This is a genomic window from Imperialibacter sp. (genome assembly GCF_040222385.1).
In the GTDB taxonomy this organism is placed as follows: Bacteria; Bacteroidota; Bacteroidia; order Cytophagales; family Cyclobacteriaceae; genus Imperialibacter.
The window spans coordinates 80091-106204 of record NZ_JAVKDF010000040.1 but is presented as its reverse complement, the minus strand read 5'-3'; the positions used below and the strand labels follow the sequence as shown (position 1 = coordinate 106204).

Genomic DNA, 26114 nt, shown 5'->3' with positions numbered 1-26114 from the left:
TTGTTAATTTGCATCTAATTACTTCAAACGAAAACGTAATATATACGGGTAATTGTCCTTTCCGAATTTAAAATCACTCAGCCATGAAAAAGTTTCTATTGATTGTTGGTGGATTCATTGTAGTAGTGCTTTTGGCAGCAGCCATACTACCATTCATCTATAAAGATGATATTAAGGCAGCGCTCGACGATGCAATTGCGGAGAATGTTAACGCCAAAGTCTATTTTGATGAATCACGCTTTGGCCTTACACTTTTCAAAAACTTTCCCAATCTAACAGTAACACTCGGTGGCCTGGGGGTTGTTGGCATAGATGAATTTAAGAAAGACACTCTGGCTGCGGTCGATCAGGTAGACGTGGTGGTCAACATCATGTCTGTGATCAACGGCAACTACCGTATCAGCGGCTTGTACCTCAACGAGCCAAATATTTACGTAAAGGTGCTGGCCAATGGCAAAGCCAATTATGATATAGCCAAGCCCTCGGAGGAACCGGTTGCCGAACAAACCCCAACAGAAAGTGGTGATGTTCAGTTTGGCATCGACAAATGGGAGATCAAAAATGGCAACATTGTTTATGACGACGCTACCATACCTTTCTACATGGCGATGAAAGGCATGAACCACACGGGAAGCGGCGACTTTACGCTGGAGGTGTTTGATATGGACACTTATACAGAAATAGAAAATCTGGTTGTCGCCTATGATGGTGTAGAATACATGTCCAATAAAAGGCTCAAAGCCGACATGGCTCTGAATATGGACTTAGGCCAGATGAAATTTACCTTTAAGGACAATGTGGTGTCGCTCAATGACTTCGGCCTCAACTTTGACGGGTATTTTGCCATGCCAGAAGAAGGGTACGACATGGACATTAATTTTTCATCGCCTGAAAATAGCTTCAAGTCATTGTTGTCGCTTGTGCCTGGCATGTACAGTGATAGCTTCACCGGGCTGACAGCCTCTGGCGACACCCAATTCAGTGGGTTTGTAAAAGGCATCTACAACGACACTCAAATGCCAGCGTTCAATTTTGGCATGAAGGTAATAGACGGCAATTTCAAATATCCTGATCTGCCCTCAGCAGTGAGTAATGTGAATGTTGATATGTTGATCGACTGCGCTGATGGCAACTTAGACAACACGGTGGTTGACATCAAACAGTTCCACCTCGACTTTGGTAGTAATCCGGTAGACGCCAAGCTAACCATCAAAAACCTGGTGAATTACGACATGGTGGCTGACATTCAGGCAAAACTAAACCTCGGTGAGCTGGCCACCATGTTCCCAATGGAAGGTCTTGAGATGAAGGGCATGTTCAGCATGAGTGCCAAATCTCAAGGCGTTTATGACAGCATCGCCAACACGATTCCAACAATCGACATGGAAATGGGCCTGGCGGATGGATTCATCAAATATGCTGACTACCCAGTGCCCATGGAGCAGATCAACATGCACACTACCATCAAAAACGAAAGCGGCAAAATGGCTGAAACGGTGGTGTTGATGGACAAATTTACCATGTTGGTAGATGGGGAAAAGCTTGAATCAACACTACGGTTTGAAAACCTCGATGACTATACCTGGGATTTGGCTGTGAATGGAGGTGTTGATCTCGAGAAGATCATGCAAATCTTCCCAATGGAGGGCATGGAGTTGAACGGCAAAATCGCTGCCAACATGCTGACGAAAGGCAAAATGTCGGATGTAGATGCCGAGAGATACGACAAACTGGCTACAAGTGGAGGGATGACCGTAAGCAACTTCTATTATGCAGATGCCGACTTGCCCCAGGGCTTTGCTATTTCTGAGTCTGAACTTAGCTTCAATCCAAAAGAAGTTCGCCTGAGTAAGTTCAACGCTACGCTTGGCCGTAGCGACATGGCCATGACCGGCGCAATTACCAACTATATGGCCTATGTGATGAACGATGAAACCATCAAAGGCGAGCTGAACTTTTCTTCGAACTCGTTTGACCTGAACGAGTGGATGACCGATGAAGACACCACTGCCACTGTGGAGGCCGACACGGCTGCCCTTGAAGTAGTAGAAGTACCAAAGAATATAGACTTCATTCTTAGATCAAGCATTACCAGTCTGTTGTATGACAACATGGAGATCAAAAACATGAAGGGCAATATCATTGTGAAAGACGGTGTTGTAAAACTTGATAATGGTAAGTTCAACCTGATGGATGGCCTGTTTGCAATGGACGGGGAGTACGATAGCCGTGACCTTGAGAAGCCAATATTTGCCTTTGATTTTTCAATCACCGATATGTCAATCAAAGCAGCGTACAATACATTCACGACAGTCCAACAACTGGCTCCGATAGCTGAGAAGATGGAAGGAAAGTTCTCCACTGACTTTGTGATGGCTGGAGGCTTAGGCCAGGATATGATGCCGGTCATGGAGTCGATCCTTGGCCAGGGTGTGGTAAAGGTAGCTGAAGGAAAGGTAAACGAGGTGAAGGTATTGACTGCACTCTCTTCGGTATCGAAGCTTGGCGATGACTCAGGGACATTGAGCCTGAAGGACGTGATTATGCAGGCAGAAATCAGGGACGGAAGAGTGTGGCTGAAGCCCTTCGATGTAAATGTAGGCAAATACAAAACCACTATTGCTGGAAGTAATGGTATTGATGGTACTATGGATTACGTCATGGCGATGAACGTGCCTGCGGGTGCCGCATCGGCGGCCGCCAATCAGGCGATAGCATCTGTCACCGGAGTGAGCTCGGCTGTCTCCTCTAATATTGTTATGAACTTCGGTGTTGGGGGCACTTATGATGATCCAAAAGTGACATTGAAAAGCGTAGATGCAGGCGAAGGTGGAAAATCAGCCACCGATGCTGCCAAGGCGAAGCTGGCTTCAGAAATGGATGCCAAGAAGAAAGAGGCGACACAGAAAGCTGATGAAGCAAAAGCTGAGGCAATTAAGCAAGCCGAAGAGAAGAAAGAAGCCGTTGTGAAAGAAGTGGAGGAGAAAAAAGAGGCAGCCAAGGAAGAAGTGAAGGAACAAGTCGAAGAGAAGAAGGAGGAAGTGAAGGAGGAGGCTGCCGACAAACTGAAAGGGCTGCTTAAGAAGAAAAAAGGAGGAGGAGGAGAATAATTCCTGCTCTCACGAGACGTTTCAAACCCTCGGGATGTTTATTGTCCTGAGGGTTTTTTGTATAATTATGTTCAATTAAACAGCCCCAGATATGGCGAAGCAATCATATGTCGGAAGGAAAGTAGTAGTAGTCGATGGCACCCGAACGCCTTTTCTAAAGTCGGGCACGGGCTACAGGGATCTTATGGCTTATCAACTTGGTGCAGTAGCTATTTCGGGCCTTTTGAAAAAAACCTCTCTTGATGCGGCTCAGGTTGAAAGGGTGATTATGGGCACAGTTGTCCACAATATTGTGACATCAAACGTGGCCAGAGAGTGCGCCCTCACTGGAGGTATTCCTTTCACTACTCCAGCCCACACAGTTTCTCAGGCTTGTATTTCCGCCAACCAGGCCATTGCCCAGGGAGCTGACCTGATCAGGCTTGGTCATGCCGATGTGGTTGTTGCGGGTGGAACCGACTGTGTGTCGGATATTCCGATAGGCTTTCCCAAGAAAATGAGAACCAAGCTCTTCGCTTCTCAGAAGATTCGCTCGACCGGTGAATGGCTGAAGTTTGTGTTGTCTCTCCGTCCGTCAGATTTCAAACCAGAGGTACCGCAAATCGCAGAATACTCCACCGGCCGCACTATGGGTCAGGACTGTGAACTGATGGGCACCCGATTTGGTGTTACCCGGGAAGAGCAGGATGAATTTGCAGCCCGGTCGCACCAGTTAGCTGCAAGGGCCGCTGAAGAAGGGATATTGGCCAGTGAGATTACTCCCGCAGAGTTTCCGCCATCGTTCAAGGCGATCAAAGAGGATAATACCTATCGTGGTGATACGACGGTTGAAAAACTTGCTAAGCTGCGACCAGCGTTCGATAAAAAGAATGGGACAATAACGGCAGGCAATGCCTCTTTCCTTACCGACGGAGCAGCTGTGGTGCTTCTGATGAGCGAGGAAAAAGCCAAAGCCCTGGGCTACGACACATCCGTTCAAATCAGAGACTATGTGTTCACGGGTCAGGATCCCAATGAAGAGCTTCTGCTGGGCCCGGCATATGCCACCTATAAATTACTGCAACGCCAAAGCCTCACTTTGAAAGAATTGGACGTTATAGAGTTTCACGAAGCTTTTGCGTCCCAGATTGTCACGAATCTCAAAGCACTGAATTCCGACCAGTTTGCAAAAGAGAAAATGGGATTGACTGCAAAAGCTGGCGAGATAAACATGGACAAATTTAATATTCATGGAGGCTCACTTTCTTTGGGTCACCCTTTTGGTGCCACTGGAGCGAGATTGGTAACCACCGCCATGAATCGGCTAAAAAGGGAGAATGGCAAGTTGGCCTTGCTTGCAGCGTGCGCTGCCGGCGCTCATGGCCACGGTATGATTCTGGAGAAAATCTAATGTATATCTTAAAATGCCTCGCCGTTACCGTCGCTTTGGGTTTGACCCTTGTTTCCTGTAAAAAAACTAAAACCAAGGCTCCCGAAAGAACATCGCTAGACTCAACGCTCGCCCCGCCGATCTCAAGACTGACCATCCCTCTCAGCTTTAGCCTCGATAAGGTAGAAACCCTTATCAATGAAAAAATTGATGGCACTTTTTTAAAAAAAAGAGTAGCGGTCAATGCTAACGATAGCCTTTACTTTGAGCTTACGAAGCAACAGCCGATTATATTAAGCTGGAAAGCACCAGACCTTCGCTATCGGGCTCATCTGAAAGTTTCAGGTCAATACAGGAAGAATATTTTGGGCGTGAAAATCCAAAATCAAACGCCGATAGAATTTGAATTGGAACTGCTCTTTAAAACGGAGCTTGGTTTTGAAAATGACTGGAGCATCAGACCGAGAACGGTTATTGAGGAGATCGTCTGGAAAAGCGACCCCGTGATGAATCTGGGAATTACTACCATCAATTTCCGAAAACCTGTCGAGAAAGCGCTGAACGACCACCAGGACAGCCTTACACTGAAGCTGGATGGTTTTATGAAAGAGACCATCGACACGAGAAAAATCATTGAAAAAATCTGGAGCGACTTGCAGCAACCGATCCGACTAAAAAAGGATGAGCCAAGGATTTGGCTGCTGGCCAAAGCCGAGACGCTGAAAGCAAGATGGACTCGTGGCCCTGAAAGACAAATTACAGCTCAGGCTGAATTAATGGCTCAAATATCAACCCTCGTGGAAGGAGATGACCTGACCGTTGCGCCTGTGCCATTACCTGAGTTTAGTTTTCAAACAGACCATCAGGACAGTCTGGTGGCAAGTGTGCTGTGTACGCTTCCATTTGACAGGGTCAACAAATACAGTAGAAAAAAACTTGTAGGAATGAAGATCGATTCGGCAGGTTATTCGGCGCAAATCAAGGATGTGGAGGTATACGGCACGAAGGATGGCTTGGCCGTGAAGCTGGGGTTGACAGGCGATGTGAGGGGCGACGTGTATCTTCAGGGAAGGCCTGTGATAGACAGGGCATCCAAGAGCTTTCGGATAGAAGACTTTGACTTTGTTGTAGATTCTGATGATGCCGTTCTGGCTTCTGCCGACTGGCTTCTCCATAGTTCCATAAAGGCGATGGTGGAAATGCAGCTTACCTATGAACTCCAGCCCTATGCCGACATGATCCCCATGCTCATCACAAGCGGGATAGAAAAGGGAAAGCTGGCGGAAAAACTGGAGGTGTATATTGATTCATGGGAGATTATGCCACTGGCTACCCTTATTACTTCTAAAGACCTTCAAATGATTATTCAGGTGAGAGGCATGGCCGAAATAAGGCTACAGGAAATACGAAAAGATAGTACGCAACAAAAGGCGATCAGCCAATAGAGAACTTCGTGTTTATTTGCCTTACATAATCCTAAATAAACGTCTATATTTACTCTGCATGCATACTAAAGGTCTGGGGCGTTTCCCGGCGATTCTTAATTCAATTTATCATGGCTTCAAAAGCACAACACTCCTTTCTGACTCTTGAAAAACACGGCGACGTAGGCGTGATCTGGATGGATTTGCCCGGAGAAGAGTGGAACAAGATTTCCATTGACACTGAGGCGCAATTTCGGGAGGTAATGCAGCAGATTGAGGCAGACACAGGCCTTAAAGCCTCGGTGCTGATAAGCCGGAAGAAGGGTTTTATGGCTGGTGCCGATATCGAGAAGTTTCTGAAAATGAAGCCAGGCGAATCGAAAGCAACTGCGCAGGCTGGCCATGCTATGCTGCGTGACCTGGAAGACTCCAAAAAGCCTTGTGTGGCAGCCATTCATGGTGCTTGTATGGGCGGGGGCTTGGAAATCAGCCTGGCTTGTGCCGGACGAGTGGCCAGTAACCACAGCAGCACTATGATGGCACTGCCAGAAGTAAAGCTGGGTCTTTTGCCCGGCCTGGGGGGCACTTACCGGCTCCCAAAACTCGTAGGTGTGCAGAATGCCCTTAGCATGATTCTGACGGGAAGAAATGTTTACGCTTTTCCAGCCCTGAAAATGGGGCTTGTGGATGAGCTGGTTTATCAACCAAAGCTACTTGATGCGGCTGTCAAATTTGCCAGAAAGTTGGCGACTGGTCAGTACAGGAGAAAAAGCAAAATGCCCCTGGCTTCAAAGGTGCTTGAAAGCAACCCGCTGACCCGGGGAATTATTTTCAGCCAGGCAACAAAAATGATGCTTCGCCAAACTAGCGGCAACTACCCTGCTCCTTACAAGATACTCGAGTCAGTTAAGTACGGATTGAGCCATACCCGGGCGCAGGCTGCCGAAAAAGAGACTGAACTCTTCGATCAACTGCTTCAGTCTCCAGAAGCTTTTCAGCTGATCAACATCTTTTTTGCGATGAATGCGCTGCGCAAAAACCCGATGAAAGCGCTTGCCAGGCCAGTGAAAACTTTAGGAGTTTTGGGTGCTGGCCTCATGGGCGAAGGCATAGCTGAAGTCACAGTTCAAAATGGCACCGATATATTGCTGAAAGACTTACAGGAGCCAGCATTGGCCCAGGCCAAAAAGAACATATGGGCGGTGCTGATGAAAAAGATGAAAACAAGAGCTATCACCAAAGCAGATGCCGAAACCATAATTAATAAGGTACACGCAACGACTACATACCAGGGATTCCACAAAGCGGATGTGATCATAGAGGCTGTGTTTGAAGACATTAATATTAAGCACAAAGTGCTGAAAGAGACTGAAGCCGCTATTCGCAAGGATTGTGTTTTTGCTTCCAACACTTCCGCATTGCCGATTACGAAAATCGCTGAAGCCTCCTCCCGGCCGGAGACAGTCATCGGCATGCATTATTTCTCGCCAGTGCCCAAAATGCCCCTGCTGGAGATAGTTGTTACGGGTAAAACAGCCGATTGGGTAACCGCCACAGCGCTGGAAGTTGGTGTGAAGCAGGGCAAAACTTGTATTGTAGTGAAAGACGGCCCGGGCTTCTACACTACCCGTATCCTGGCTCCCTTCGTCAATGAAGCGCTGCTGCTCATGCAAGAAGGAGCCGATCCGCTACAAATGGACAAGGCAATGAAGAAATTCGGCTTTCCTGTCGGACCGATTACATTGATAGATGAGGTAGGTATTGATGTAGGTGCTCATATCAACAAAGGCGATTTGGAAGCTTTCTTCAACAAACGGGGAGCGAAGAGTTCGGACTTACTGAATAAACTTGCAGAAGCTGGCTTCAAAGGGCGCAAGAACCGAAAGGGTTTTCTGCAATACGATGAAAAAACCGGCAAGAAAGTGAGAGGCAAAGTGAATGAGGAGGCATTGCGGTTTATTGAAGGCCGGGGAAGCAAAGCCTTTAAAGATTCCGAAATACAGGATAGGCTGTCGCTAATTATGATCAACGAGGCAGTCTACTGCCTACAGGATGGCATCCTTACAGCCCCACGAGATGGAGACATCGGGGCTGTTTTTGGGTTGGGCTTCCCTCCTTTTCTGGGTGGACCGTTCCGGTACATTGACGCAAAGGGGGCTAAGGCCATCCTGGAAAAGATGAGGCAGTTAGAAAAAGAAATAGGTGCCAGGTTCAAGCCAGCGGGATTGCTCGTGGAGCAGGCGGAGAAAGGTAAGAAGTTTTATTAGCAGATAAGGTAGATAGTTCAAGTGTCTCGCTTGGACTTTGCGTACGTCGTACCCACAGCGAAGGCACGAACTGGTGGCACGACGAACAAAGTACCGAAAGCTGAATTGAACTTGATCCAGGCGGACGCTTGAATCATTGGGGAGAATTTATATAAGAAAGACAAATAGCATTAGATACCTACAAGAAACCATGGAAACCAAACCAGAGATAGCACGGGAAATAGTTTTGTCACTACAGGATCGCTTCAGGCCTGAAAAATTGGAAGAAGGATTTGAAACGGTATTTCACTTTGATATTGAAGGAAAGAATGGTGGGCAATTTACCGCAGTAATAGAAAAAGGAGCCTGCCGTGTCAGCCAGGGACTGGAGGGCGAAGCCAAATGCACGATAAAGACAAGCGATGCTGTGTATGAAGAAATTGAGCTGGGAAAGCGCAGCGCCGAAATGGCCTTCATGATGGGTAAAATCAAGGTCAGTGATCTGAACGAGATGCTGAAGTTTACGAAGCTGTTTAGGCGGCTGTTTTAGGCAGCCAAAGCAGCGGGAGGGATTTGAACCTAGTACTTTCCTGAATAGACTTTTATATTGAAACGAACTTATCGTTGTAATCTAGAATGAGCACCTATGTTGTTAAACGGCATTAAAGCCACCCTTCTTTTCTCGACTCTAATTCTGCTGGTTAAATGCCAACCTAAGGAGGAATTAACTGAATTGATATACACCAACCAGTTTGACCAAACCGAATTGGGTGATATCGAAGGAGGTAAATATTTTGAATTTAACGGGGATGGGGTTGTTGGCCCGTATAACAGAGATGGTTTTAGTCTCGACCTCTCGGATCTTCCGAAGCATGATTTTCTGGAGGTAAGCTTTACTTTGTTGTTGCACGATTCCTGGGACGGCAATGCGGGTGGAGACGATGGGCCGGATCGGTGGTATATGGAACTTGACGACGCTCGTATCATGGATGTCACTTTTTCCAATAGCCCTTGCGTAAGCACATACTGTCTTTTTCAATCCTACCCAAAGCGCTTCCCCGACTTCAGCAATCCCAGAACAGGCGCCAGTTATTTTTTACCAGGCTTGTGTCATAGAGCTGATCTGTCTGACGGAACCAGCGTGTATCAAATAACAAAGACTATAGCACACACTAGTAAGACAGCCTTCTTTCAGTTTTATGACCGCTTGGTGCAAACCAATACCGACTATCCGGCCTGCGATGAAAGCTGGTCAATGAGCAGCCTGGAAATCAGGACTGTTAGGCTAGAATGATAGGGAAGGACAGCAAGCTAAACTAAATACATATCTAGTTTAACGGTATGTCTTCACACCGGCCAAAGCCATGGCAATAGATCGCTTTATCTTAACGCAGTCTTTTTTTGATGCAAAGGCACAACTCCAAACCGCCACTTACTGTAAATTCCTTCATATCAATCTATTCCTATTTTTCTTATATCCTCAAGTCGGGTATTTCCAACTTTCCCAAATAAATCTTTTTCCCTCCTGTAACCTTCCGTACCTTTTTTGGTAACCAAACCAAATCGATCGGAAAAGCTTGCAAAATCGCCTGACCAAAACTGTGGAGATGATAACTGACGAGTGGCTGATGGTTCAGGTGCAGAACGATGACCTGGATCATTTGAAAGACCTCTTTGAGCGGTACCAGGTACGGCTGTACAATTTCTTTCTCCGCATGACCTTCGATCAGGATGTAAGCGACGATTTGGTGCAGAACGTGTTCATGCGGCTAATGAAGTACCGCAAGTCATTTAACCCGGAATACAAATTTAAAACCTGGGTGTATCAAATGGCCCGCAATGTGCATCACGATCACTACAGGAAGAACAAGCAGCTCACTGACGATTTTAAGAAGGTAGAAGATGTCGCCGACCTGCATCATAGCGATGAGGAAGACGAAATAACCAGGGAACGGGAGTCGGTACTTTTCCAGGCGCTCGACAAAATGCCGGAGGAAAAGAGGGAGCTGATTGTGCTTGGTAAACTGGAAGGAATGAAGTACGAAGAGATAGCAGAAATAAGAAATACTACGGTTGGCAATATCAAGGTGCAAATGCACCGGGCCATCCAGCAACTGAGAGAAATATATTTCAATCATGCAGAAAACTAACAAACATATAGAGGAGCTTTTGCCGGAGTACATCAGCGGAATGCTTTCAAAAAATCAGGAGGAAGCAGTGAAGCTTCACCTTGATGAGTGTGAAAGTTGTAGACAGGCCTATGAGCAGGAATTGAAGCTGGAACAAGAGTTTTCTCTGGTGAAGCCAGCTCAACCGGGCCAAAAACTCAAAAAGGATGTGTTTGCCATGATTGAGGAGGAGAAGAAAGGCTTGCATTCAAGTCCGAAAGCGAGACAAGCGTTTCTCTTCTCCTGGCAAACCATGTCGAGAGTGGCTGCAGCGGTGTTGCTGGTAGCCATGGGTTATTGGTGGGGAAATAAAGGTGAGCCGCAAGTAACCGATAACAATCAGGTAGCCGAAATGAAGGAAGAGATTGGCGAAATAAAAGAAATGCTCATGTTAGCCAATCTGAAAGCGCAACACCCAAGCGAACGAATACAGGCGGTGAGTCAGGTCGAAAGCTACAACAAGGTTGACCCAAAACTCATCGAAGCACTGGTGACCACACTGAATACCGATGCCAGCCCCAATGTGCGGCTGGCGGCAGCCAATGCTTTGCAGAAGTTTGCCACTGCCAACAGCACAGTGAGAGCCGAGCTGGTTCGCTCCCTGGAATTTCAGACGGAGCCGATTGTTCAGATCTCCCTCATCAACATGATGGTGGAACTCGAAGAAAAGAGTGCGGTGAACAAGTTGAAATCGCTGATTGACAACACAGAGACGCTACCTGAAGTGAGAAAACAAGCCCAGTTGGGCATAGAAGTATTGATATAAAGCATTCAATAATTGATAAGCATAAAAAATAAAGGACAATGAAAACAATCAAATTATTTACAGCAGTGTTGGCGCTGACAATGGTTAGTCAGCTTCCAGCAAAATCTCAGGAACTGGCGAGGCTGGCCAAGGTCGACAGACGAGACATGAGCCCCTTCGGTGAGAGAGAAGGCCAAACCAAGGAATTCAAATTTAAGGTTCCAGGCTCTCCAGAGCAGTACACACTGAAAGTGTCCAACCTACAAACCGATATTAGCTTTGAGGCGTATTCGGGGACGGAGTTGGTCATCACGGCTCTCGACTATGAAGGAATTCCGGAAAAGGCCAAAGGGCTGAAACCACTTTCAGCCACCGGGCCCGACAACACGGAGATAGGGTTAAATATCAAGACGGAAGGGAATGTCATCTTGCTTTCAGGAGCAGGCAAAGCGGCCAGCGACTCTGATTACATCATCAAAATGCCAACTGCGATGGGGCTCTCCTATGAGCAAGAATCATGGCACGGAGGGGGAGACTTTGTGGTGAAGGGTCTTAGTGGCGAAGTTAATGTGCAGTCGAAAAACTCCGACATCATCTTGACCGACGTATCGGGCCCGATAGTGGCAAACACAGTGAGTGGAGACATCAATATAGTCTTTACCAAAATGAATGCGACTAAGCCAACTTCGCTTGCAGCCACCAGCGGCGACATTGATATTACCATGCCCTCCGATGCCAAAGTAAATTTCAAGCTGAGCGTAGTGTCAGGAGAAATATACACAGATCTTGACTTGAAATTCGCTGAAAAGGAAGGCCTCAAGTCGTGGGGAGGCATGAATGCCAACCCAACATTCAACGGCGGCGGTGTTGAAATATCGCTCCGGGCGGTAAGTGGTGATATTTTTCTAAGGAAGAAATAATTCAGCCATGAAAGCCATAACAATGGGTTTGGTCATGTTTCTGGGAAGTATGACCTCCCTCCTGGCCCAATACACCACCGAAGCCAATAGCCCGGTGAGAGCAGGCCAGAAGATATACCTTGAGTTTGATTTCTCGTCGGTGATAAAGATTAATCACTGGGATCAACAGGAAGCAAAGGCAGTGTTAAGTGTGGAGGAAAAAGAAGACTGGCCCACTCCTGAGTTTACGATCAGCGTAGACAATACTACCTCGGCGGTGAGCATCTACATGAAGAAACAACAGTTTGAAGACTACTGGAAAAAGCAAAGAGGTGGTCGTGAAAACTGCTACTGTTCCAGCCCCACTATGACAGTAGAGGTGTGGTTACCAAAAGGGGTTGACATAGCTGTGAAAAGCATCAGCGCCGACATTGAAACTACCTTTGAAGGCGGTGAGCTGACCCTTGAGACCATCTCTGGTGATGTAGACATCAAGCTGCCAGCCTCACAAAACGTTTCGTTGAAGGCGTCAACTATTTCTGGCGACATCTATAGCGACCTGACCTTCGAGTACCTTGATGGCGGGAAGGGGCTGAAAGAGATTGTCGGAGTAAAGCTGGACGCCAAACTGAACAACGGAGGGAAGAACCTTCAGCTCAAGTCGATCAGTGGAGACATACTTCTTCGGAGACTGTAGCACATTTACATTGATAAGCATTGATAGAGGGCCTTCACGGCCCTTTATTGGTTTATGGGGGTTTTCATCTTGTTTTCGGGAAACCTTCAATTATCTTTGTGCCTCAATTCTATACTAACCCAATAGAGAATATAGTTAATTCATTTTTCCGGCTTCAAATATGTCTGCTGATTCGGTTTCAGAAAATATAATTCCGCACAAGCACAGTATCACTCATGTTGACAGAGTAGAGCGAAATGGCTACAGACCCGTGCTGGTTTGGTTAACTGGCTTGTCGGGTTCCGGCAAGTCAACATTAGCCAGTGAAGTGGAAAAGGCTCTTTTTACCCAGGGGCTTAATACTTACATTCTCGACGGAGACAATATTAGGTCAGGCCTCAACAAAGACCTGGATTTTGGTGATGACGCACGCAAAGAGAACATCCGCCGCATTGGTGAGGTATCGAAGCTTTTCATCGATTCGGGCACTATTGTGCTCACGGCATTTATCTCGCCGTTTATTGATGATCGAAAGCAGGCCAAAGACCTGGCTGGGGCGGATAACTTTATAGAAGTATTTGTCGATTGTCCGCTGGAAGTGTGCGAGCAAAGAGATGTGAAAGGGCTTTATAAAAAGGCTAGAGAAGGGAAAATCAAGAACTTTACCGGGATCGACTCACCTTTTGAGAAGCCCAAAAGTGCAGATGTGGTAGTAAAAACCAACGAAGAGTCGCTGGAAGTGTGCACAAAAAAGATTTTGGAAGTAGTTTTGAAAAAAATTAAAAATTAATGGCGAGGTACAATCTTACTCACCTGAAGGAACTGGAAGCAGAATCCATCTTTATCATCAGAGAGGTTTTTGCTCAATTTGAAAACCCCGGGATACTTTTCTCCGGAGGGAAAGACTCTATAGTGGTGACGCATTTGGCCAGAAAAGCTTTCTGGCCGGCCAAAATCCCATTTCCTCTCGTTCACATCGACACGGGTCACAATTTCCCTGAAACGATAAGCTTCCGGGACAATCTAGTGGAGGAGCTAGGGGTAAATTTGGTGGTGGCATCTGTGCAGAAGTCTATTGATGCTGGTCGGGTTCGGGAAGAAACCGGAAAAAATGCCAGCCGCAACTGGTTGCAGATTACCACCTTACTGGACTCTATCGAAGAAAATAAGTTTGATGCCCTGATGGGAGGTGCCAGAAGAGACGAAGAAAAGGCTCGTGCCAAGGAGCGCTTTTTCTCACATAGAGATGAGTTTGGTCAGTGGGATCCAAAAAATCAGCGCCCGGAACTTTGGAACCTATTCAATGGCAAGAAGAACCAGGGAGAGCACTTCAGAGTATTCCCTATCAGCAACTGGACTGAGATGGACGTTTGGCAATATATTTTGTCAGAAAACATCGATATACCTTCGCTATACATTGCCCATGAAAGAGAGGTAATCAGGCGTGACGGTACATGGTTGCCCAAATCAGAGTTCACGCAGCTTCGTGAAGGAGAAAAAATTGAAAAGAAGAAGATCAGGTTCAGAACGCTGGGCGATATCACGATCACCGGCGGTATAGAGTCTGATGCCGATACGCTGGAGAAGATTGTATTTGAGGTGTCGGCGCTAAGGCAGACAGAAAGAGGCAACAGATCGGATGATAAGCGATCTGAAACCGCTATGGAAGACAGAAAGAAAGAAGGCTATTTTTAATTAGAAGATAATGTCAGACGGATATTTGGACATGGAACTGCTCCGGTTTACCACAGCCGGAAGTGTAGACGACGGGAAAAGTACCTTGATAGGAAGGTTGCTTTTTGACTCAAAATCGATTTTTGAAGACCAGCTACTTTCAGTCGAGAACTCCAGCAAGAAAAAGGGACTTGGTCACGTGGACCTTTCGCTTTTGACTGACGGCTTGAAGGATGAAAGAGAGCAGGGAATCACGATAGACGTAGCTTACAGGTACTTTGCTACTCCAAAAAGGAAATTCATTATTGCCGATACGCCCGGACACATCCAGTACACCCGTAACATGGTGACTGGCGCATCTACGGCCAACCTGGCACTTATTCTGGTAGATGCCCGAAAAGGGGTGATTGAGCAAACCTGCCGTCACAGTTTTATTGCCTCCCTCCTGCAAATCCCACACATTATAGTATGTGTGAATAAAATGGATCTTGTCGACTACTCCGAGGAAGCCTACGACAAGGTGGTGAAGCAGTATGAAGATTTTGCGGCCAAACTCGATGTGAAAGACATCAGGTTTATTCCTATTAGTGCCCTTCACGGCGACAACGTAGTAAACAAGTCGGAGAAGACTCCCTGGTTTCACGGCGGAACGCTACTCCACGAGCTGGAAACAATCCACATCGCCAGCGACGAAAATCATATCGATTGTCGTTTCCCTGTGCAGACGGTCATACGCCCTCATTCTGATGAATATCATGACTACAGAGGCTATGCCGGCAGGGTTTCTGGCGGCATTTTCAAGCCTGGGGATGCTGTAACAGTGTTGCCATCAGGCCTTACTTCGAAAATCAAATCGATCGACACGGCGGATGGCCCGATCGCAGAAGCGTTTCCTCCTATGTCGGTTACTTTGACGCTGGAAGATGATATTGATATCAGCCGTGGCGACATGATCGTGCGTGACAATAATCAACCCAAAGCAGTCCAGGACATAGATGTAATGCTATGCTGGATGAACAATAAAGGGCCATTGCCAAGAGCTAAGTACACATTGTTTCACACAAGCAATGAAGTGAAAGCGATCATCAAGGAAGTGCAATACAAAGTGGACATCAACACACTCCACCGTATGGAGGAGGACAAAGACATCAAGTCCAATGAAATAGCCAGGGTTCAACTCAGGACGACCAAACCGCTATTGGTAGATTCCTATAGGAGAAACAGAAACACTGGCAGTATCATTTTGGTCGACGAGGCCACCAACGAAACCGTTGCAGCGGGGATGATTATCTGATGGAGCAAACTAAAATTAAGAGCCTGATAGGTATAGCCAAAGAAGCAGCCATCGAAGGTGGAAAGGCCATTCTCAAAATTTATGACACAGAAGATTTTGGTGTGGAAACCAAGGGCGACAACTCACCACTTACGAAGGCCGACAAGGCAGCTCATGACGTGATCATGAAACATCTTGAGAACACCGGCATCCCGGTGTTGAGTGAAGAAGGCAAAGGGATAGATTTCAGCGAAAGATCAGGCTGGGGTCATTTCTGGTTGGTTGATCCTCTCGATGGCACAAAGGAGTTTATAAAGAGAAACGGTGAATTTACAGTCAACATTGCCCTTGTTAACAAAACTGAGTTAGTGGCAGGCGTGGTGTACACGCCTGTGCAGGAGAAGTTGCATTGGGGAGTCATTGGCCAGGGAGCTTTTCTGGAAGAAAAAGGTCAGACGACTCGGCTTGATGGTGGAAAATCGTCTGGATACTTAGGCTCTGTACGAGTAGTGGCCAGCCGGTCTCACATGAGCGAAGAGACGCATGAGTTTATCAGTCAATACGATAAGCCTGAAATAGTATCAATGGGCAGTTCGCTGAAGTTTATGGTGCTGGCGGAAGGTGGTGCCGATGTTTATCCCCGTTTCGGGCCTACCATGGAATGGGACACAGCAGCAGCGCAGGCAGTACTGGAAGCAGCAGGTGGCTCGGTGATAGACAACAAAACAAACGAGTCCCTTAGGTACAACAAAGAGGTATTGCTCAATAATTTTTTCATAGCAAAAGCAAAAAAAGAGGATTAACAGGTCCTCTTTTTTATTTTCTTAGCACACCAACTATCCTGTCGCCTTCGTTGTCAGGGCTGTATTCCTATTTAGTAAGCTAATTAATTATCCTATCTTGCGCATTATTTCTCGAAACCAGACTAAGCAAAAAGGTATCATGACCTTTTCGAACGCAAAATACCGTCTCTTCACCGTTTTGTTTCTGGCCATTTTCATTGGCCTCTCTCCAAAAGCAAGTAGTCAGGCCATCCCTGATCTTTCAACTATCAATGTTGACAACCTCTCTGACGCTCAAATAGTCGAGCTAATGAGCAAGGGCACGTCTATGGGGTACTCGCCAGACCAGATGCTACAGTTGGCACAGAGCCAGGGACTTTCTGCTGCTGAGGTAAACAAACTCTCAGGCAGGGTCAATAAAATTAGTTCGGCTCGGGTGAGCGATGGAAAACCGTATCCAAGCAGTCAGATAAGAGGGCAGCACGATTGGGATAAAATTATGGGCCCCAGGAAGCATGCAGAAAAGGAGGAAGAGGCCCCACTTGAGGAACGTATTTTCGGCTATTCACTTTTTAACAACGAAAGCCTCAAGCTGACCTTTGAACCAAGCCTCAATATGCCTACGCCACAAAATTATGTGCTAGGCCCCGGCGACGTACTCTTCATAGATATTTACGGTGCTTCAGAGCAATACTTCGAAGCAAGGGTTAATGCAGAAGGCAAGCTCGTCATTGCCAACTTTGGGCCGATTTCGGTGAGTGGTCAGACGATAGATCAGGCTAAAAAGCAAATTACCGACAAACTTGCCATAGCCTATACTGGCCTCAAAGGAGCAACACCCAATACTTTCATCAATGTTTCTTTAGGTCTGGTGCGCACTATCAAGGTGAATATGGTAGGTGAGTTGAGACTACCGGGTACCTACACGCTGAGCTCACTTTCCACAGTTTTCAACGCCTTATATGCTGCGGGCGGAATTACAACTAATGGAACTTTCAGGAATATAAAGGTCTTCCGCAAAAACAAGCTTATTGCCACCGTCGACGCCTACGATTTCCTGATAGGAGGAAACGCTGAGAATAATATAATGCTGCAGGAGGAAGATGTGATCATTGTTGATCCGTATACCTCCAGAGTGGAAGTCAAAGGGGAGGTAAAACGACCTGGCATATTTGAGTTAAGCGGCGATGAGTCGTTTAAAGACGTGCTACACTACGCTGGAGGCTTCACCGATCAAAGCTACAAGGATCGGGTAAATGTGACCAGAAACAATGACACCGAAAAAATGGTGGCAGATGTTTTTAAAGACCAGTTTGAAATATTCACACCGAAAAGTGGGGACGTGTACAGGGTTGGAAAAATCCTTGACCGCTATGCTAACAGGGTGCAGATAAAGGGTGCTGTCTTTAGATCTGGCTCTTATTCTCTTTCCGACGGGCTCACCTTGACTGAGCTTATCAAAAGGGCCGACGGGCCCACCGGAGATGCATATGCCTCCAGGGCTACGATTACCAGAACACTGGATGACTTGTCGACAGAAACGATATCGTTCGATCTTGCGAAAGTTCTGTCTGGCGAAAACGAAGATATTGCTATCCAAAGGGAAGACATTGTCACCATATTTTCAAAATATGACCTCAAGGAAGAATACTATGTTACGATTACTGGAGAAGTAAATCAGGCGGGAGAGTTCTCCTATTCGGAAAAAATGACGGTGGAAGATCTTATCGCTCAGGCTAATGGGCTGAGAGAGGCTGCTGCGGAAATGAACATTGAGATTACCAGAAGAGTAAAAGACCTCAACTCTAAAGACATCTCTGATATAATAGTGATTCAGGTCGACAAAAGCCTTGGCATGACGTCCACGGGCACAGTGCTGGAGCCATTTGACCATGTAGTTGTGAGAAGAAACCCCAACTATCGTATCGAGAGGTTTATCCAAATTGACGGTGAAGTGCTGTATCCGGGCAAGTATGCCATTAGGAATGTGAATGAGAAGATTTCTGACGTTGTCAAGCGAGCTGGTGGACTTTCAGAATTTGCCTATCCCAAAGGAGCAACACTTATTCGCCGGACAGAGTTTTTCAACGAAGAGCCTGAGCTTTCACGAAAGATGAAAAGCTTAGAGGGCGTGCAGGAGAATATCGAAGGCAGCCAGAAAGACCGTACAGAGTCTGAGAACCTTTTGTCCAACAAAATTGATGAAGAGCTCTACGAGAAGGCAGCCGATCTTTCCTCTAATGAGGATCTTTCCAGTTTTGCTAAACGGGAACGGCTCGCCGAAATGGGACTTACTAATCCTTTTTTGGCTGGCGGAGGGCTGAAGGAAACCGAAATTATAGGAATCAATCTGGAAGAAATAATGTCGAATCCGGGATCAAAGTATGATTTGATTTTGGAAGAAGGTGATGTGATCAGTATTCCGAAGCAGCTACAGACAGTAAGGTTGAGGGGGAGGGTACTTTACCCCACCACCGTACGATATGAAAACAGCAAGTCTGTTAAATATTTTATTGACAGGGCGGGTGGGTTCGACAGCCGGGCGAGAAAAGGCCGTACTTATGTGGTGTATGCTAACGGGGAGGTGGCTAGAACCAAAGGATTTTTGTTTATGAGAAACTACCCAAATGTTGAGCCTGGCGCTGAGATAATAATACCAGTTAAGCCATTAAAGATACCTTTGAAGCCGGGTGATCTTATTGGTGTTGCTACGGGCTTAGCTACCATTGCTTTGGTGGTTAGTCAAATTACTTTCAAGTAGAACCTCATGGCAAAAGAGAAATATATTCAGGAAGATAGCATTTCACTTAGAGAGCTTTTGTTACGAATAGCAGCTCTGGTGAACTATGTGTTACATAAATGGAAAATCATCGCCTTGGTCGTTGTGGTTGGGGGTGTCTTAGGCTATCTGTATACGCTGCGTAAGCCGACTTATACAGCGCAGACAACCTTCGCACTTGAGGAGTCTAGCAGTTTGAGTCAAATCTCCGGACTTGCTTCTTCACTTGGCCTAAGCCTTGGATCTCTCGGAGGAGATGAGGAAGGGCTATTTAAGGGAGAGAATATTTTGGAGCTCTACAGGTCGAAGAGAATGCTAGTAGAGACGCTGCTGACTGAGGTAAAACACAATGGAAGCAAAGAAAGACTCATTAATACATTTGGAAGGGAGTCGAAATGGGACAAGTCCTGGCAATCAAAGAGCTATCTTAAGGGATTGTCCTTTGATGTGGATCGTTCGCAGTTCACAGCCAGTCATGACAGTATTTTGATTGAAGTAGTTGAGCAACTTAAGAAAAGCTACATAACAGTCGACAAACCGTCAAGGAGACTCAACATTATTAGTGTGCAGGTAAATTCTAAGGATCCGTTTTTTTCAGCGGCCTTTGACACGACTTTGGTGAAAAAAGTGAGTGACTTCTACCTCTATAGTAAAACAAGAAAGACGACCGAGACAGTGGCTACTCTACAGCATCAAGCAGACAGTGTAAAGAAAGTGCTTGACAGTTCCGTTCTTGATATTGCAACAAACCTAGAGAGAACGTTGAATTACAATGTGTTGAACCGAAAGCAAAATGTACCTATTCAGCAAAAGCAGATGGATTTACAGTCATCCTTCGCTGCATATTCAGAAATTGTGAAGAATCTCGAACTGGCGAAGCTAAACCACTTGGATCGGCAACCACTGATTCAAATAATTGACAGACCTATGAGGCATCTTGAAAACAACAAATGGCGCTGGTATAAAGGCCTAGTTGTAGGCATGTTCGTCTCTGGATTACTTTCGACAGGGTTTTTTGTTGTGAAGTTTTTCTTTGCACATGCGTTGCAAGCAAGGTAGAACTCTCAATGAGAATTTCGGCCAGGGATGAAAGACAGATCGACCACGCTTTTTAAGACAAGAGTCAGTAACCAATGATCTTATTTCTGTTGTTTTTCTTGGCCGCACTTTTGGCTATTGGCTATTCATCTTATAAAATCCTTTTTAAGGGTGGGAGTGAGTATGTGATTGTTTTTATGTGTCTATACCTGCCGGCATATATTACCATTCTAAGTTTAGTGTACAAGCAAACCGGATCAACGGCAGCCGTTGTTTTTTTCCAATATGCAAAAGAGCTCATTGTCCTGTTTGCATTTCTCACCTTCATTTTTTTTAAGAGAGACTTTTTTTCCTGGAGTTATAAGCTTCTAAGTATTGACATAGTATTTATGTCCTTCCTTCTACTTGCTTTTACATATGTAATATTGCCCCTCGGAGGGGCTGGGATTACAGAAAAGCTGGCCTATTTTAAAAACATTCTTATGCTTGGGATCATGTACTTCTTTGGGAGAAACTTCTCGAAAAGTGGTCGTGATACCACAATCGTTACTAACGTCATACTTTTCGTAGCGGTTATAGCATTCTTTTTTGTTGCCGTGGAAGCCGCAATGGGAACGCACTTTCATAGTTTTACCGGATATGCTCAGTATAACAAAGCCTTAAATGAAATAGAACCAACTGGCGAATATATGCTTTCATGGACTTTTGAAACTGCGGCCGGCCATAAACGGTATTCTTCCTTTTTTTCTACCCCATTAGAGCTCGCAAGTGCTGTAGTACTTGCCTTCCCTCTTTCGCTCATTTTGCTGTTAAATGCGACAGAAAATCTGTCAAGAGGGAAATATGCCGCATTAATAGTTTTGCTCCTGATTACACTTGTGCTAACATTTTCCCGGGCCTCTATGGCATCGCTCTTTGTTGAGCTTGTATTCGTCACGATCATATTTAGGTATTACAGAATGATTTTTGTTGGGGTCGGATTGTTGGCACTCGCTGGCTTATATTTCTATTTTTGGGCTCCAAAGGATACAGTCGATCTCATTTACGATACAGTTACTTTTCAAGAGCCGTCCACCCTGGGTCATGCCATAGAATGGTTTGAGGGAATTGATAGTATGATTGCATCACCTCAGGGCATAGGGCTGGCGATGAGTGGGAATGCCCGAGGTGTCGTAGAGGGTCTTCGTGTTGGCGGCGAAAACCAATTCATCATATTTGGCGTTCAGCTGGGAGTTTTAGGGCTTTTTCTTTATTGCCTTTTACTAGTTATGTCGGTCTGGTATTCATTTAAGGCTTATAGGCTAGCGAATTCTAAAGAGCATCAAGTAATACCGTTTACAGCTGCTACGGTGAAAGTGGGTATGTTTTTGCCACTTTTTACCTCCAATGCCGAGATATATCTTTATGTCGCCTTTGTATCGTGGTGGATGGTGGGATATAGTGTTTCAGTTTATCAGATCAACAGAAGGCCCTTACTTCGACCCAAGTTAAACACCATATGAAACAAGCTTCCTGTCCTTTGTGTTCAACCAAGCCAGATGCGTTGGTATTGGAGAACGGAATGAAGATTTCAGAAGATTTCACAATAGTGACATGCAGAATATGCGATCACAAGTACACCTATTTTCTTGTGAATGTTTCTGAAGAAGGAATCTATAGGGATGAGCGGTATAGAGTGATTGACAATCGAAATTCGATATTTGACAAAATGCTTTCTTTTGAGTACAATCGAGTGGTTGGCAAGATTAAGAAGAGGTATGGCTCGGAACCCGCAGTACTTGATTTTGGAAGTGGGAAGGGTAAATTCCTCTCCTTGTGTAAGGAGGCTGGTTTCAGGACAAACGGAGTGGAAACGTCGGAACCAAGAGCTGACTTTGCCAGGAAATTTTATCAGTTAGAAATAGATTCCAGCTATTATTCCAAAGGCAAACTTTTGGGCGCTCCTTTTGATGTGATAAGTTTATTCCACGTTTTAGAGCATTTAAACAAACCCCACGACCTATTTACGAATCTTATAAGCGATAATTTGATTCGAGGAGGACTGGTAGTTGTGGAAGTTCCCAATATAGATAGCTGGCAATCAAAGTGGGCTGGCAAGAATTGGCTGCAATTGGACGTTCCTCGTCATATAAATCATTTTAGCCAAGACTCTATTATCTCTCTAATTGAGTCTTGTGGCCTTCGCCCAGTCGAAATTAGCTACTTCTCTTCGCACGTGGGCCTACTGGGAATGTTGCGTACTTGCCTGGGCTTGGTGGGCTACAAAGGAGACCTTATTCACAGTCTAAAAAACAAGAAAAATATTCCTCTTTATCTGTTAGTAGGACTGTTACTACCGGTGTCGACAGTTTTGGAAGTGGTGGCAAGCTTGTTTCAACGAGGCGGAATCATAAGGATTTATGCTGCCAACAACTCACATACGGAAGGAAATAATGGTTGATTTATATGCTCTGAATAGCTCTTATTACGGCCTGTGGGCCTAGTTCAAACATGCATCTTGCATAGCCATTAACTTGACTATCACACTTTGCGTGGGTGAGTTGATCGCACTTGCATTCACCACTATCCACTACTATCGAAAATTTAGAATAAGGCCGGTATTCACAAGAGCGTGTTGGTCCAAAAATGGCTATGATCGGAGTGTCAAAACAAGACGCTATGTGCAGAACACCGGTGTCAACTCCAACCACAAGTGTAGAAATTAACGTCATACAAGCTAGCTCATTAAGACTTGTTTTGCCTGCCAAAGAGTACACTTTTGAAGGAAAAACACTCGCAAGTGATGCAGAATTTTCCTGGTCTTCCCTTGTTCCAACTATAACAACTTTGTAATCCAGGGTTAAAAGGTGCTTGATAACTGCTTCAAAGTAAGGTAGGGGCCAGGACTTAATATCTTTTGAAGAGAAAGGAGCAATCATAGCAAGTTTTTTTAGCGAGCTTGTACCCAGAAGCTCCTCTAAATGTTTTGTTGCCAGAAGCTTCGCTTCGTCTGAAAGAAATATCTCAGGGTGACTCACTATAGGAATCTCCCCGAAACAGGCCAATACATCTAAAGTCCTCTCCAGTTCGTGTTTTGAGGCATCATATTCCGATGCGTAGTCCAGCATGAATTTGTTTCCTGACCTTGAGTTACCAACCAGCACCTTTGCGCCTGTAAAGAAGCCGAATAGTAACGCAAACCTCATGTCTCCTCGAAAATCTACCATCAAATCGAATTTCTTTCTTCTTAGGCGAAAAACGAGGTGGAATAACTCTTTGAATAAGGAAAAGCTAAATCGGTTATTTGCTCTCAAATGCCCCCAAGGCCAATTAAAAGTATCGATTTCGTCAATCCTTGGGTCTTTACTAAAAAGCACCTTGGCGGAAGGGTTAGTCAATAGCGTGATTTTGGCGTTGGGAAACCGGTGCCTTATAAATGAAAAGGAGGGGCTCGTCATAACTACATCACCTATGTAGTCTAGCCTTACCAATAGAATTTTCTTTGCTGGCAAGGACTTAAACTTCACACTTTTGCCAAACACATTCTTAGGCAGAAAAAATAGCCATAGAACAGCATTAACCGCATATAGCAGTAGCCTTTTCTTTTTGTTATGTATCAGCGCTGACATCTGTTTTATTCAAAAAGGATGTGATTTTTGCTAGCACTTTTGAGCCGAATCTTTCCCACGTAAACTCCTTCACTCTTTCAGTACCGGCGGTAGTTAGCACTTGGCGAAATGCCTCATCGAAAAGTAGCCTTTCAAGTTTGCTGCTGATATCGTCTATTTCGTAAGGATCGATCAACAAGGCAGCGTCTCCAGCTATTTCTGGCATTGAACACAGATTTGAGGTTAATACAGGTACATTGCTGGCAAACCCTTCTATTATCGGGAGTCCGAACCCTTCGTGCAAAGATGGAAACGCCACAACCTTAGCGTTTTGGTAAATTATTGGCAGCTCAGCGTCGGTCACATACCCGCAAAGTATTACGTCGTTCGTTAGATTTAGGCTCTTAATCAGCGATCGTATTTGCCGAGTGCTATCGGAGTGCTTCCCGGAAGCAGATTGCCCTACTATCGCCAACTTTAATTTTTGAAGTGATTCGGTGTGTCTGATTTTCAATATGCTAAAAGCTTCAAGAAGCCTTCCGATATTTTTTCTTGCTTCAAACGTGCCAACGAAAAGAATATATTGGTCTGCTACAAGTCCACCGGGAAGCTTTGAATTGAGCTTAGGTGTACTTTTAAAAAATAGTTGATCGACTCCGTTATATACTACATGAACTTTCCTTTCGTCCAAACTCATTAAATCAACGATTTGTCTTTTAGCAAATTGTGAAACGGTGAATATCAAGTCAGCTCTTCTGATGGCAACTTCTATAAATGGAACATAGTAGAAATAGAACCATAAAGTGCTGGTAAACTCTCGCTGAGCCCGCATGTGAGCATCGTGGGCAATCACAGCTCGTGGACAGGTTGTGAAAAGTGGGGTATTAAATTCAGGAGAAAGCAAGAAATCAACCCTATGTTTAGCGCACAGAAACGGCAGTTGAATATGCACCCAAAAAAATCGAAGTGCGTGGCCTCGGAGTTTGACGAGTAGACCGGAGCCTTTTTTTACCGTGTATCCTGGCTGAAACTCGAGCAGCTCTGTATTGGGCGCTGCTTTTAGTTGCTCAAGCAAATTTTCGGTCACTCTCCTGGTGCCTGCCTTTTCAGTAAGAAGATGGTGAGTATCAATTGCCAGTTTCATCCGGATTGCATTTTTTCATATTATCATTCAAAAGAAGATGGTCGATTGAAGAGATCATAAACCTGTCTCATCTCAGGCTCCTCACTTCCTCGTTTCCTGATGAGAAGATCGAGATAAGCCTTGGAAGGAAGCATGGCCTGAAGCGGCTTGTTGGTGGATTCCTCCAGTATTGTTTTGACTCTACTCATTTGTCACGCTGTTTTGAGCGTTGGCTTGCGAAATGCTAGTAAGGTAGGAACGAATCAGTGACTTAATATCGTTACCCATCCTGCCTTTTAAGAACTGAACCAGTATTTGAAAGAAAATAAGCGTCTTTACAACTGGCAAATAAGCTGCTGGGTACGACTTCTTATAATAATAAAGTTTACTTCTTAAAAGCACTTCATGCTTAAACCTGTTGAAGGTATTAGATTGACTATTCCCTACTGCCCCACCTTCAAAATGAATAATTTTGGCTTCTGGGAGTATGTAAGAGGTTAACCCCAGTTTGCTGAGGCGAAGAAAAAGGTCAGTTTCTTCATAGTACAGGAAGTAGTTTTCGTCGAAGCCACCCACCTTCCAAAAGAGTTCATTTCTTATAAAAACATCTGCGCCTACAATATATGGAACCTGTAATTTTCCACTCCCATGCACTTTAGCACCAATCGCTATTTTTCTTTCATAGTATCCATTCAGAAGAAAACTAAGTCCAAGCCCTATATTACAAACTTCAAGCAGTATGCCGGGGAAGTTACCATAAGAATGATTTGGCTGAAGGTTTTTTGTTAGTAGGCCTCCTCCGCATGCAGCTACGGTGGGCCCAGAATCCCTCATAAAGCTGACGAAAATTTCGAGAACATCGTTCAAAATCAACGTGTCTGGGTTGATAAAGAAAAGATATTTTCCCGAAGCATGTTTTGCCCCTAGATTGTTAGCTTTGCCGAATCCGAGATTTACCTCAGAAAATATAAGTCTGATATTTTGAGTCTTTTTTTTTTGAGACGCTGACCTTAAAATCGATTTTTCTTTTTCGTTGGAGGCATTGTCGATGATTATAATTTCGAAAGAAGACGAGACGCTTTTTTCAATCAGCGAGGATGCCGATTCCAGCAAAAGGGCTGAGGTGTTGTGATTAACGTAAATAGCTGAAACTATCGGATTCATGAAAGATTGTTACAATGCAATAATGCGCAAAAGTGAGATTCTTTTTGATAAAAAATA

General features: G+C 45.2%; 22 protein-coding genes. 18 read left to right on the top strand and 4 right to left on the bottom strand.

The window, feature by feature from the left end; translation table 11 throughout:
- Positions 1 to 83 precede the first annotated feature (83 nt).
- The 18 genes from RIG68_RS21665 (at position 84) to RIG68_RS21580 (ending at position 22623) form a co-directional block, all read left to right on the top strand.
- A complete protein-coding gene (locus RIG68_RS21665) occupies positions 84 to 3110 on the top strand; it encodes an AsmA family protein (protein ID WP_350127148.1) in 3027 nt (1008 codons plus the stop codon).
- Between the two features lie 91 nt (positions 3111 to 3201).
- Complete coding sequence (locus tag RIG68_RS21660; protein ID WP_350127145.1) at positions 3202 to 4500, top strand: acetyl-CoA C-acyltransferase; 1299 nt, start codon at positions 3202 to 3204, stop codon at positions 4498 to 4500.
- Entirely contained in the window at positions 4500 to 5924 is a 1425-nt protein-coding gene (locus tag RIG68_RS21655; RefSeq protein ID WP_350127142.1) for a DUF4403 family protein, read from the top strand. The genes RIG68_RS21660 and RIG68_RS21655 overlap by 1 nt, the downstream gene beginning before the upstream one ends.
- 110 nt (positions 5925 to 6034) lie before the next feature.
- The gene (locus RIG68_RS21650; protein ID WP_350127139.1) at positions 6035 to 8170 is read left to right on the top strand and encodes a 3-hydroxyacyl-CoA dehydrogenase NAD-binding domain-containing protein; all 2136 of its coding nucleotides are present in this window, start codon (positions 6035 to 6037) and stop codon (positions 8168 to 8170) included.
- 190 nt (positions 8171 to 8360) lie between these two features.
- On the top strand, positions 8361 to 8699 hold the full coding sequence (locus tag RIG68_RS21645) for an SCP2 sterol-binding domain-containing protein (RefSeq protein ID WP_350072718.1): 339 nt from the start codon (positions 8361 to 8363) through the stop codon (positions 8697 to 8699).
- Positions 8700 to 8795: 96 nt separating this feature from the next.
- Positions 8796 to 9443, top strand: a complete 648-nt coding sequence (locus tag RIG68_RS21640) for a hypothetical protein (RefSeq protein WP_350127136.1) — start codon at positions 8796 to 8798, stop codon at positions 9441 to 9443.
- Positions 9444 to 9756: 313 nt separating this feature from the next.
- Positions 9757 to 10299: an RNA polymerase sigma factor gene (locus RIG68_RS21635; protein WP_350127133.1), complete on the top strand. Its 543-nt coding sequence runs from the start codon at positions 9757 to 9759 to the stop codon at positions 10297 to 10299.
- Positions 10286 to 11083, top strand: coding sequence for a zf-HC2 domain-containing protein (locus RIG68_RS21630; RefSeq protein ID WP_350127130.1), 798 nt, complete (start codon positions 10286 to 10288; stop codon positions 11081 to 11083). The genes RIG68_RS21635 and RIG68_RS21630 overlap by 14 nt, the downstream gene beginning before the upstream one ends.
- A gap of 38 nt (positions 11084 to 11121) precedes the next feature.
- Positions 11122 to 11982 (top strand): DUF4097 family beta strand repeat-containing protein, encoded by an 861-nt coding sequence (locus tag RIG68_RS21625; protein ID WP_350127128.1) that lies wholly within the window; start codon positions 11122 to 11124, stop codon positions 11980 to 11982.
- 7 nt (positions 11983 to 11989) lie between these two features.
- Positions 11990 to 12658: a DUF4097 family beta strand repeat-containing protein gene (locus RIG68_RS21620; RefSeq protein ID WP_350127125.1), complete on the top strand. Its 669-nt coding sequence runs from the start codon at positions 11990 to 11992 to the stop codon at positions 12656 to 12658.
- A 160-nt stretch (positions 12659 to 12818) separates the two neighbouring features.
- Positions 12819 to 13427 (top strand): adenylyl-sulfate kinase, encoded by a 609-nt coding sequence (gene cysC / locus RIG68_RS21615; protein WP_350127122.1) that lies wholly within the window; start codon positions 12819 to 12821, stop codon positions 13425 to 13427.
- Positions 13427 to 14332 (top strand): sulfate adenylyltransferase subunit CysD, encoded by a 906-nt coding sequence (gene cysD, locus RIG68_RS21610; RefSeq protein ID WP_350072704.1) that lies wholly within the window; start codon positions 13427 to 13429, stop codon positions 14330 to 14332. Before cysC ends, cysD begins: the two co-directional genes overlap by 1 nt.
- Positions 14333 to 14342: 10 nt before the next feature.
- Positions 14343 to 15605: a sulfate adenylyltransferase subunit CysN gene (gene cysN, locus RIG68_RS21605; protein ID WP_152001312.1), complete on the top strand. Its 1263-nt coding sequence runs from the start codon at positions 14343 to 14345 to the stop codon at positions 15603 to 15605.
- Positions 15605 to 16387 carry a 3'(2'),5'-bisphosphate nucleotidase CysQ gene (cysQ, locus tag RIG68_RS21600; protein ID WP_350127120.1) on the top strand — a complete coding sequence of 261 codons (783 nt, stop codon included), beginning with the start codon at positions 15605 to 15607 and terminating at the stop codon, positions 16385 to 16387. The genes cysN and cysQ overlap by 1 nt, the downstream gene beginning before the upstream one ends.
- A 139-nt stretch (positions 16388 to 16526) precedes the next feature.
- The gene (locus tag RIG68_RS21595; protein WP_350127117.1) at positions 16527 to 19127 is read left to right on the top strand and encodes an SLBB domain-containing protein; all 2601 of its coding nucleotides are present in this window, start codon (positions 16527 to 16529) and stop codon (positions 19125 to 19127) included.
- A 6-nt stretch (positions 19128 to 19133) separates the two neighbouring features.
- Complete coding sequence (locus tag RIG68_RS21590) at positions 19134 to 20204, top strand: exopolysaccharide biosynthesis protein (RefSeq protein ID WP_152001314.1); 1071 nt, start codon at positions 19134 to 19136, stop codon at positions 20202 to 20204.
- Positions 20205 to 20572: 368 nt separating this feature from the next.
- The gene (locus tag RIG68_RS21585; RefSeq protein ID WP_350127114.1) at positions 20573 to 21685 is read left to right on the top strand and encodes an O-antigen ligase family protein; all 1113 of its coding nucleotides are present in this window, start codon (positions 20573 to 20575) and stop codon (positions 21683 to 21685) included.
- Positions 21682 to 22623: a class I SAM-dependent methyltransferase gene (locus tag RIG68_RS21580; protein ID WP_350127111.1), complete on the top strand. Its 942-nt coding sequence runs from the start codon at positions 21682 to 21684 to the stop codon at positions 22621 to 22623. Before RIG68_RS21585 ends, RIG68_RS21580 begins: the two co-directional genes overlap by 4 nt.
- A gap of 1 nt (position 22624) precedes the next feature.
- Here RIG68_RS21580 and RIG68_RS21575 read toward each other — a convergent pair whose 3' ends face one another.
- The 4 genes from RIG68_RS21575 to RIG68_RS21560 are packed head-to-tail and all read right to left on the bottom strand — an operon-like array spanning position 22625 to position 26057.
- Positions 22625 to 23791 carry a glycosyltransferase family 9 protein gene (locus tag RIG68_RS21575; RefSeq protein ID WP_350127108.1) on the bottom strand — a complete coding sequence of 389 codons (1167 nt, stop codon included), beginning with the start codon at positions 23789 to 23791 and terminating at the stop codon, positions 22625 to 22627.
- Positions 23772 to 24914, bottom strand: a complete 1143-nt coding sequence (locus RIG68_RS21570; protein WP_350127105.1) for a glycosyltransferase family 4 protein — start codon at positions 24912 to 24914, stop codon at positions 23772 to 23774. Before RIG68_RS21570 ends, RIG68_RS21575 begins: the two co-directional genes overlap by 20 nt.
- A 23-nt stretch (positions 24915 to 24937) precedes the next feature.
- Entirely contained in the window at positions 24938 to 25102 is a 165-nt protein-coding gene (locus RIG68_RS21565) for a hypothetical protein (protein WP_193218024.1), read from the bottom strand.
- Complete coding sequence (locus tag RIG68_RS21560; protein WP_350127102.1) at positions 25095 to 26057, bottom strand: glycosyltransferase family 2 protein; 963 nt, start codon at positions 26055 to 26057, stop codon at positions 25095 to 25097. The genes RIG68_RS21565 and RIG68_RS21560 overlap by 8 nt, the downstream gene beginning before the upstream one ends.
- Between the last annotated feature and the right edge of the window lie 57 nt (positions 26058 to 26114).

Excerpts from the sequence above, each read along its gene's own strand:
- RIG68_RS21640 (WP_350127136.1), top strand. The coding sequence starts at position 8,796 with ATGTTGTTAAACGGCATTAAAGCCACCCTTCTTTTCTCGACTCTAATT.
- RIG68_RS21570 (WP_350127105.1), bottom strand. The coding sequence starts at position 24,914 with ATGAAACTGGCAATTGATACTCACCATCTTCTTACTGAAAAGGCAGGC.
- RIG68_RS21650 (WP_350127139.1), top strand. The coding sequence starts at position 6,035 with ATGGCTTCAAAAGCACAACACTCCTTTCTGACTCTTGAAAAACACGGC.
- RIG68_RS21595 (WP_350127117.1), top strand. The coding sequence starts at position 16,527 with ATGACCTTTTCGAACGCAAAATACCGTCTCTTCACCGTTTTGTTTCTG.
- RIG68_RS21580 (WP_350127111.1), top strand. The coding sequence starts at position 21,682 with ATGAAACAAGCTTCCTGTCCTTTGTGTTCAACCAAGCCAGATGCGTTG.
- cysD (WP_350072704.1), top strand. The coding sequence starts at position 13,427 with ATGGCGAGGTACAATCTTACTCACCTGAAGGAACTGGAAGCAGAATCC.
- RIG68_RS21655 (WP_350127142.1), top strand. The coding sequence starts at position 4,500 with ATGTATATCTTAAAATGCCTCGCCGTTACCGTCGCTTTGGGTTTGACC.
- RIG68_RS21635 (WP_350127133.1), top strand. The coding sequence starts at position 9,757 with ATGATAACTGACGAGTGGCTGATGGTTCAGGTGCAGAACGATGACCTG.
- RIG68_RS21565 (WP_193218024.1), bottom strand. The coding sequence starts at position 25,102 with ATGAGTAGAGTCAAAACAATACTGGAGGAATCCACCAACAAGCCGCTT.
- RIG68_RS21575 (WP_350127108.1), bottom strand. The coding sequence starts at position 23,791 with ATGTCAGCGCTGATACATAACAAAAAGAAAAGGCTACTGCTATATGCG.
- cysQ (WP_350127120.1), top strand. The coding sequence starts at position 15,605 with ATGGAGCAAACTAAAATTAAGAGCCTGATAGGTATAGCCAAAGAAGCA.
- RIG68_RS21660 (WP_350127145.1), top strand. The coding sequence starts at position 3,202 with ATGGCGAAGCAATCATATGTCGGAAGGAAAGTAGTAGTAGTCGATGGC.
- RIG68_RS21665 (WP_350127148.1), top strand. The coding sequence starts at position 84 with ATGAAAAAGTTTCTATTGATTGTTGGTGGATTCATTGTAGTAGTGCTT.
- RIG68_RS21630 (WP_350127130.1), top strand. The coding sequence starts at position 10,286 with ATGCAGAAAACTAACAAACATATAGAGGAGCTTTTGCCGGAGTACATC.
- RIG68_RS21625 (WP_350127128.1), top strand. The coding sequence starts at position 11,122 with ATGAAAACAATCAAATTATTTACAGCAGTGTTGGCGCTGACAATGGTT.
- RIG68_RS21560 (WP_350127102.1), bottom strand. The coding sequence starts at position 26,057 with ATGAATCCGATAGTTTCAGCTATTTACGTTAATCACAACACCTCAGCC.
- RIG68_RS21585 (WP_350127114.1), top strand. The coding sequence starts at position 20,573 with ATGTCCTTCCTTCTACTTGCTTTTACATATGTAATATTGCCCCTCGGA.
- RIG68_RS21620 (WP_350127125.1), top strand. The coding sequence starts at position 11,990 with ATGAAAGCCATAACAATGGGTTTGGTCATGTTTCTGGGAAGTATGACC.
- RIG68_RS21590 (WP_152001314.1), top strand. The coding sequence starts at position 19,134 with ATGGCAAAAGAGAAATATATTCAGGAAGATAGCATTTCACTTAGAGAG.
- cysC (WP_350127122.1), top strand. The coding sequence starts at position 12,819 with ATGTCTGCTGATTCGGTTTCAGAAAATATAATTCCGCACAAGCACAGT.
- RIG68_RS21645 (WP_350072718.1), top strand. The coding sequence starts at position 8,361 with ATGGAAACCAAACCAGAGATAGCACGGGAAATAGTTTTGTCACTACAG.
- cysN (WP_152001312.1), top strand. The coding sequence starts at position 14,343 with ATGTCAGACGGATATTTGGACATGGAACTGCTCCGGTTTACCACAGCC.